We start from the raw sequence: 8,581 nt of genomic DNA, 5'->3' as shown, positions 1-8,581 counted from the left end.
GTAAGTAGACGAAAATAAATCAAAGTAGATTAAGTAATGTAAAAAATCTGGAGATGATTTCGTAGTAAGGGCTTCAGCCCTCAAATGAGGAATAAATTCCTCACTACAAACTTTGAATTATTCAAGCCGTTCTACTTATCTAAAAAGTTTTGTTTTTGTTCTTCTTTTGTCCAATTAACAATACTAACATGAACAGCAGCATCTCCAGACCAAATTTGAGTAGAAATTGCGTCATGAATAATCCCACCATTACTAACAATATAATCTAAACTCGCTTTTCTCCCTGAAACCTGAGCAATAGAATTTGTCCCAACTAACCCCCCTCTTCCTTTATTACCTAATAAATCAGATGCTTTTCTAAACCAAAATACACAAAAATCCGGTTGTCCCTTTACCTCTGGGAAAGCCTGATATATCTTTTCTACATATTCATTTCCTAATTCTATTCTCAGCTTTTTACCACCTAAAAACGGTGGATTTCCAATAATAGCATCAGCTTTGACCCATTCACTAAACAAAGCATCTTGACAAACAATATTATCATCCAAACTATCCAAAGGTAAAGCAGGTTCAGTCAAACATAAATCATCAATCGCAATTTTCCGCGCTATCATCAAAGTTACCCGCGCTAATTCCACAGCAAAAGGATTTGTATCCATACCATAAAACTGTAAAGGTGTTACCAAACCCATTTCCATTTGTTGACTTTCCGACCTATTCAAAGACTGGATTTTTTCTAAAAGCATTCTTTCCACTCTTTTCAATTGCTGATATGCTATATAAAGAAAATTTCCCGAACCACAAGCAGGGTCTAAAACCCGATAACCTTGTAATTCTATCTGCAATTTTCCCAGTTCTTTAACTGTATTTGCTTCCTCAATTTTATCCTCCCAATAACGACTAATTGTGGGACGGACAATTTTCATAATATCTCCCTCGGAAGTATAATGAATTCCCTTCGCATGACGTTCTTTTTTATCTACCGTTCCTTCAAATAAATTCCCAAAAATCGCGGGACGGACTTGACTCCAATTCTCCCGCGCAGAAACATCTAAAAAATTTAATTCTTCCCTAGTTAACTCAATGGGGTCAATGCGAGAAAATAAACCACCATTAAAATAATCTACACCTTGATAACGTCCCGCAGGAGTTTTTCCCGGTAGATTCATTTCCCGAAATAAACCACCTAAAAGATCATAGGAACTTGACCCATTCATACAATCTTGAACACAAGAAACAAACAAATCACGGGGTAACAATTGTCTATCTTCCGCAAACATAGCTAACACACATTGTAAAACAAACCGCTGTGCTGTTAACTTTTCAATACCCCTAGCTTCCAACTCTAATAATAACTCTCCCATACGACGAGCCGCCCTTTCCGTCACTTCCACCTGGTTATTTTGGAATATAGGAGTTTTTTGACCTAATTCCATAAAAGCCAACGCTCCCGACCGTGCTGGTAGTTCCTCAAGAGAGATTTTATCTACAGGAGTATCTATCTGAATATCAAAATCAAAAATCCAGAATTGATCAAAATTACATAAAATCACATATTTAGGACGGTTAGGGACTAACCTAGTCCAATAATCAAAAGCTTGGGAATAATGTTTATTTAGGTCTTCTCCACGCTTTTTCATTTCAATTAAAACGCGAGGTTTCCAAACTAAGTCAGCAAAACCGGTTTTTCCAGTTTTACTACCTTTTTTAATAGCTTCCTCATATTTCGCTCCAGCTTCCAAAGCACCCTCATGACCAAAAGCGCGAAAAAATCGGTCAAGAAAAGTTTGTGCTTCCTTACGTTCTTGTCCAGTGATATATTGGTTGCAAAATTCGACGAATTTAGATAAACTTTCTGGTGTTGATGATGTCATAGTTTTTTTCTGAACAACAAGATACCCGACTTGTCAATAATTACAAAAATAGCATTTAACTTCCCCAGCAAATCCCGCGAAAAAAGAAGAATTGGGGGTTGACAATTAATTTCAAATCTGTTATCATAAACTTGACGAGGAAGAACTATCATCAAATAATCAAGCTCAAGACCCACAGAAAAACCCTTGAAAACCTCTTACCTTCGTGTTCTTCGTTGCTTCGTGGTTGATTTATCTCATCATCAAATCCCGCGAAAAAAGAAGAATTAGGGGTTGACAATTAATTTTAAATCTGTTATCATAGGCATGACGAGGAAGAACTATCATCAAATTCCGCGAGACAAAAACCAGAAATCCCGATAAAAACCGGGAATCATCTCCACTAAGGAACATCAATCGGAATCAAACCATTTTCCGGCACATAACCAGAAAAACAACCATCATCAGAAGACACCAAAATCAACCGCAGAGGATAATCTGGAGGGACTTGCAAATCAGCCCAAGGTACTGCTATTTCCAAACAAGAACCTAAGGCAACTTGGGCGCGAGTAGCACGAGGATACCATAAATGATCGTCTCCTGCTGCTCGAAACTGCACAGATTGACTGAGTAAATTCACTTCTAAATGATGGTGAAATAGATAATTTAAAGGTGCGCTGTCCGGTACTTCTGCTAGAGGTATGGAACTATTCACCATTGTTCTATCTGGATAATACCAAAGTAGGTGTAAATCTGGTGGTAAATCCTGACCGGGAACAGCGCCAGTTTTAAAATCTACTCGCACATAAAAATTCAAATGGTCTACCCCATACCATAAACGTTGAATGGTGCTGCTATTGTGCATTGTTCCCCTTGCACCACCAACTTCAATCCGTCCGGCTTTATCCCAATCCTGTTCATCACCTTTACCATCTATGATCGGATGAATAAAGCCTTGTGGTTTATGGTCTGCGCGGGCTTCATGGATTTCCAGCGGAGTGTGCAGATATGGGGGTATGGGTTCATTTAAGGCTTTGTAAATGCCATAGAGATGTTCCCGAAATAATTGGTCAAAAATGGCATCTTGATTGGAAGAATGTCCTTCTCCAAACCACCAAAACCAGTCTGAACCTTCAGCAGCGTATAATGCTTCCCAAGCTGCGGGATTGTTTTCTTCTGTGGCTTCGGGATGATTTGCTAAGACTTGTCTGGCTGCGGTGAGATAGTCCCAGGCGCGGTTTTTAACTGGATCGCCGATCCATGTGGTAAAATTGCCATCTACCCAAGAACCGCTATGGAGTTGTTCACCGGGAATAGTTGCGGTGGGTGGGTGTTTTTCAATGAATTCGGAAACAGTGACAAGTTTGATATTGGATTGATTACTCAAACTTTCGTATAATGTTTCTAGGAATTCTTTCCCATCTTGGGGATAAAATTCCCAACAATTTTCCCCATCTAGGGCAATTGTAACTAACCAAGGTTGATCGTCGTTACTTTCTTTTTGTTGTTTAGCAATAGCTTGCAAATGTCCCACTAAATCTGCTGCGGCTTTTTTTGCTGGCATAGACCCGTAGGTAAAGCCAATTAGATCTGATAGTCTATGATCACGGAAAACAATCGCCACTTCACCTGCTGGAGTTTGCAGACGATAGGGACGATACAGCAATTCTGGTTCTTGGACATTTCCCGCAGCGTCACGATGAAAAAAGTGTTTTAATGACCAACCTAAAACGGCTTCATCTGAACAAATCCATTTAAAGCCTTGTTTAATAATATACGGTAAAATTTCCGGACTAACGGACTGTTCGGAAGGCCATAAACCTCTAGGATCTTGTCCAAACCTATCTATATATAAATCCCAGGATTTTTGTAAATGTCGAGGAATATCTTCCACCCACTGAAACCGCTGTTTGGGTAATGTCATTTGTGGCACAGCTACCCGTCCGGCGTTAGTATCAGCTAATAAAGGTAGAATTGGGTGAGTGTAGGGAGTCGTGGTAACTTCTAATTGTCCACTGTCCTGCATTTTCCGATGTTGGGGAATAATCTGGCTGAGAATTTGCCGTTGTTTGGAATAAATGCGCTGGCGATCGCCTAAACTAAAATTACGTCCTTGTGCTAACCATGCAGCAATTTCTGGATCATTCCAGAATAAAGGATCAATCCAAGCTAAATTATGCCAAGCTAATAAATCACCATAATCTGATAACTGCCAATTTGCTAAACACCAACTTTGTCCTTGTTCCTGTCTTTGATAATATAATTCGGCATAACGAGGATGAGGATCAATCAAAGTATGATGGTTAGCATCAAAGAAATGTTGAACAATAAACTCCTTTTGTTCACGAGTCAACTTTTCTACCGACGTTAAACTAGCAGTTAAATAAGGGTCAAAAGCCGTACCTGCAACATAATCTTCTATTTGCAAGATTAATGAAGGCACTAAATTCACAGTTTGGTGTAACTTAGGATACTTCTCTAACAATAATACTAAATCCAAATAATCCTTAGTTCCATGTAACCGTACCCAAGGCAAGCGATATTGCTGACTAGTCACCAAAGAACTACCATTTTCAGGAGACTTGTACAACGGTTGATGTTGATGCCAGATAACCGCAACGTGCAAAGGATGAGACATATAATATACAAAAGAGTAGGTGAGGGGAAATAGATAACGGGGAACAGTTGACAAGTATATCTTACCAATTACCTCTTTCCCCATTACCCATTACCAGTGATTTACATGATTTGTTCTATCTCAGAAATTTCGGGAATCATTTCTTTGAGACGGCGTTCAATTCCCATTCTCAGAGTCATAGTAGAACTAGGACAAGAACCACAAGCACCCTGTAATCGGAGCTTAACAATTGGTCCATCCAATTCTACAATTTCCACGTTACCACCATCAGAAATGAGATAAGGGCGCATCTCGTCTAATACGGTTTCTACATTTTCTAGCGTTAGTTCCATTCTTTTAGACCTGCTTAGTAAATAAATTGGTAATTATCCAAGTTGCTAATTATCTAGTTTAGGCTGGAAATGGATAATTGGTTAGTTGTTAAGTAGGTCGGCGTTAAAAAATCAATCTATGTAACGAAATATAAATTAACGAATACCTTATAAATAGGGTGTTTCACGGTTTTTACAAAACTAAACATATATCGATTTTATTGGGCCGACTTACTTAGTAGGGGCGAAGCATTTGGAAGATAAATTATCGGTCATTGCCAAAAATAGTTCTCCAAATGCTTCGCCCGTACAGTTGTCAGCATTTGGAAGATAAATTATCGGTCATTGCCAAAAATAGTTCTCCAAATGCTTCGCCCGTACAGTTGTCAGTGGTAATAATTCTTGCCTGTTCCCTGTTCCCTGTTCCCTGTTCCCTTTCACTCAACTATTGTAGCGATCGCTTCGTCAATTCCAGAAGATACACTAGGTAATTCCAGACAATATCCCGCACCGTAGACAGTCTTAATGTAGCGTGGATGACGAGGATCTGGTTCGAGTTTGGTTCTCAAATGACGAATATGCACGCGAATAGTCTCAATATCATCATCAGGATCATAACCCCAAACTTCTCTGAGGATTTCGCTGGGGGAAACGGTTTGTCCGTGACGTTGTAGCAAGCAGTGGAGTAACTCAAATTCTAAATGAGTCAATTTCACTGTTGTTTTGAACCAGATAGCCTCAAATCTTTCGGGAACGAGAGTAATCGGTCCATAGTTGAGAATTTCGCTATGTTTTGCAGCTTGGGGAATCCTGTCCGTGCGTCTTAATAAAGCCCGTACCCGCGCTAATAACTCTTCTAGCTCAAAGGGTTTGGTGAGATAGTCATCCGCACCAGCATTAAAGCCTTCTACCTTGTTTTGAGTTTGGCTTAAAGCAGTTAACATCAATACAGGAATTTCGGAAGTGCGTTCATCCCGACGTAAGCGTTGACAAACTGTAAACCCATCTACTCTAGGTAACATGAGATCGAGCATAATTAAGTCTGGTTGTAGCTGGAGAGCCAGCGCCTGACCTTTGATACCATCTTCGGCTTGACTAACATCGTAGCCCGCCATTTCCAAGTTGACGGCAACAAGTTCTGAAATCGCTGGGTCATCGTCTATGACAAGAATCCTCGGCATTCTTAAAAATTATAACTACTTTATTTAAGGATAATTGACGTTTCCTCGACTACCAAAATTTCGCTTTGCTGATTCTGGGAAAAAGTTGAGGGGTTGTGAGATCATGGAGCAAACTCTAGACAGTTGTTTTCCTTGATATATAAAAAGATTACCACCTCAATTATAAAAAATATGTTAAACCTAATATAAATATTAAAAGTAAATGATTGTAATATTTATATGTATAAATACGAGTATTTGCCGCCCTATTTTTTGCAAAATGGCGTGACCATGACGACTTATACAGCTTTATGGGCTAATCGTGATTGGGAGAGTAAAACTACTCACCCAGAACCAAAATACCAGGAAGTCATCTTCACAGGTGGTCAAGGTGTGCCAATTTTTGGAAAAGTTGCTATTCCCCCAAATGCCCATAGTACGATTCTTGGCACTTATGGTATTACTGGAGAATTAGACCAACAATGGTTTTTAAGAATTTTGGGACGCAAGGCTTACGCCCAAGGCTATGCTGTGGTGTTATTTGATTGGCGGGCGCATGGTAAAACCGCAGAATTATCGCCAACATTGACTTCTGATGGTTTGTATGAAGGGGAAGATTTTGTCAGAATTGCGGAAACTGCGGCAAAAATGGGTTGTCCTTCACCATTTTGGTTTACGGGCTATTCTTTGGGAGGACAGTTGGCTTTGTGGGGAGTGAAAGCTGCTGCGGATTTAGCACCTAAAGACATTAATATTGCGGGTGGGGCGGTGATTTGTCCGAGTTTGGATTCGTTCCGTTCACTGACTTATTTGGTTACACACCCTTTTGGTAAATATATTGAATCTCGCATTGCTAAGGAATTGAAAAAACTGGCCTGGAAAATTCATGCTGTTTATCCTGAATCTATGCAACCAGAAGCTATTGAACGGGCTAATAGTATTTGGGGATTTGATGAAGAATTGGTGATTGAACGTTTGGGTTTTGCCACCGTCGCTGATTATTATCAAGCCAGCAGTGGGTTAGAATTATTACCTAAATTGTCCAAACCAACTTTAATTTTATATGCTGCTGATGACCCTTTATTTGATCCTGCCATTATTCCTGATTTAGAAGCCGCTGCTACGAAAAACCCTGACATAGATTTATTACTGACTCGCTACGGTGGCCATGTTGGTTATGTGAGTAGCAAAAAATGTCAAAATCAATATGAAGATCCTGATCAATGGTGGGCTTGGAATCGTGTTTTAGAGTGGATAGAAACAAGCCGTAGCCAAAAAATTGAAAATGGTTCTATGCAAAAAAGTAAAGTTTAATTATTAGCGATTGTGTTTAATTTTAATTGGCTACCTGCACCTAAAAAATTAGATTTGTTATTAAATGATGTGCATATTTGGCGCATTAATTTAAATTCATCAGAATCACAATTACAATTTTTTCGAGAAACTTTATCTAGTGATGAAATTGCTCGCGCCCAAAGGTTTTATTTTCCTGAACATCGGCAAAGATTTATTGCCGGACGCGGTACTCTCCGCGCCATTTTAGGGCAATATTTGGGTATTGATCCCAAACAAGTAGAATTTGAATATCAGCCCCGTGGTAAGCCTTTATTAGCGGCTAAATTTGCTGATCAAGGATTATTATTTAACTTATCTCATTCCCAAGATTTAGCTTTATTGGGGGTAAGTTATCAACATCAAATTGGTGTGGATTTAGAATATATTCGCACTATGTCTGATTTGGAAGGTTTGGCAAAAAGATTCTTTTCATCTAGAGAATATGAACATCTGCGACTTATTTCTCCCCAAGAACAGCAACAAATATTTTTCCGTTATTGGACTTGCAAAGAAGCTTATTTAAAAGCCACAGGAGATGGTTTAGTAGAGTTAGAAGAAATTGAAATATCTTTAACACCAAATCAACCAAGTCAATTACTTGTATCAGGAGATTGGAATTTAAGAGAATTAACACCAGCAGAAAATTTTGCGGCTGCGGTTGTAGTTGCAGGTAGCAATATTAATTTGCATTGCTGGGAATATTACTGAAAAAGAGTTCAGAAGTGAGAATCAATTATTGGGGATACTGAATTCTTTTTTATTCCCTCTTCTGACTTCTGACTCCTATTCTAGATACTTTCTATTTCAAAATCGCGTAAGTGGGCTTTAAATTTTTTGCCAAACTGCACTAAAAAAGGAAAGTTAGCACTCACGGGTCTACCCTGCCATTGGGTGACAATAGCCACTATTTCTCCTTCTGTACCTTTGATGTCAAAAGCCTGACCGCGATGTTCAGGATGATGATAAACTACTACTGATTCTTTCACTTGCACGCGATCGCCTACTTTCATAATATCTTATGTATCTAACTTTTTTTGTTCCCAAACCATCTCCACAGCTTTTTTGAATATAAAATCCAGCATGATTTAATGGCAAACTCAATTTTACAACACATCGCGCTATTCAGCCGTGGAACAAACTTGTATATTTCTTATTAAGATGATTGGTAATGGGTAATTGGTAATGGGTAATTGGTAATTGGTAATGGTAATACTCTTTTCCCTACCTCCCCTACCTCCCCTACCTCCCCTACCTCCCCTACCTCCCCTACCTCCCCTACTTCCC

At 39.1% G+C, this 8,581-nt stretch carries 7 protein-coding genes and 1 pseudogene; 3 read left to right on the top strand and 5 right to left on the bottom strand.

The window, feature by feature from the left end:
- Positions 1-137: 137 nt before the first annotated feature.
- From PN450_RS11515 to PN450_RS11505, 3 genes and pseudogenes are all read right to left on the bottom strand, one after another.
- Positions 138-1,874, bottom strand: a pseudogene (locus PN450_RS11515) (DNA methyltransferase); the annotation flags it as partial.
- A gap of 382 nt (positions 1,875-2,256) precedes the next feature.
- Positions 2,257-4,491: a glycoside hydrolase gene (locus PN450_RS11510; RefSeq protein ID WP_271836399.1), complete on the bottom strand. Its 2,235-nt coding sequence runs from the start codon at positions 4,489-4,491 to the stop codon at positions 2,257-2,259.
- Between the two features lie 101 nt (positions 4,492-4,592).
- Positions 4,593-4,823 carry a NifU family protein gene (locus PN450_RS11505; RefSeq protein WP_148761854.1) on the bottom strand — a complete coding sequence of 77 codons (231 nt, stop codon included), beginning with the start codon at positions 4,821-4,823 and terminating at the stop codon, positions 4,593-4,595.
- A 275-nt stretch (positions 4,824-5,098) separates the two neighbouring features.
- Here PN450_RS11505 and PN450_RS11500 point away from each other — a divergent pair, with 275 nt between their 5' ends.
- The gene (locus PN450_RS11500; RefSeq protein ID WP_148279012.1) at positions 5,099-5,293 is read left to right on the top strand and encodes a hypothetical protein; all 195 of its coding nucleotides are present in this window, start codon (positions 5,099-5,101) and stop codon (positions 5,291-5,293) included.
- Here PN450_RS11500 and PN450_RS11495 read toward each other — a convergent pair.
- Positions 5,240-5,983 carry a response regulator transcription factor gene (locus PN450_RS11495; RefSeq protein WP_015078386.1) on the bottom strand — a complete coding sequence of 248 codons (744 nt, stop codon included), beginning with the start codon at positions 5,981-5,983 and terminating at the stop codon, positions 5,240-5,242. The two genes, PN450_RS11500 and PN450_RS11495, sit on opposite strands and share 54 nt — an antisense overlap.
- A gap of 219 nt (positions 5,984-6,202) precedes the next feature.
- On the opposite strand from PN450_RS11495, the gene PN450_RS11490 reads away from it, so the two are divergent.
- Together PN450_RS11490 and hetI are read left to right on the top strand one after the other, a co-directional pair.
- Entirely contained in the window at positions 6,203-7,276 is a 1,074-nt protein-coding gene (locus PN450_RS11490) for a YheT family hydrolase (protein WP_271836394.1), read from the top strand.
- Positions 7,277-7,288: 12 nt separating this feature from the next.
- Positions 7,289-8,005, top strand: coding sequence for a 4'-phosphopantetheinyl transferase HetI (gene hetI / locus PN450_RS11485; RefSeq protein WP_271836392.1), 717 nt, complete (start codon positions 7,289-7,291; stop codon positions 8,003-8,005).
- An 80-nt stretch (positions 8,006-8,085) separates the two neighbouring features.
- Here the strand turns inward: hetI and PN450_RS11480 are convergent, their stop codons facing one another.
- Positions 8,086-8,307, bottom strand: a complete 222-nt coding sequence (locus PN450_RS11480) for a ferredoxin-thioredoxin reductase variable chain (protein ID WP_015078389.1) — start codon at positions 8,305-8,307, stop codon at positions 8,086-8,088.
- Positions 8,308-8,581: the final 274 nt, after the last annotated feature.

It is taken from the genome of Dolichospermum lemmermannii CS-548 (assembly GCF_028330815.1).
Classification (GTDB): Bacteria; Cyanobacteriota; Cyanobacteriia; order Cyanobacteriales; family Nostocaceae; genus Dolichospermum; species Dolichospermum lemmermannii.
This window is presented reverse-complemented; position numbering and strand designations above follow the sequence as displayed.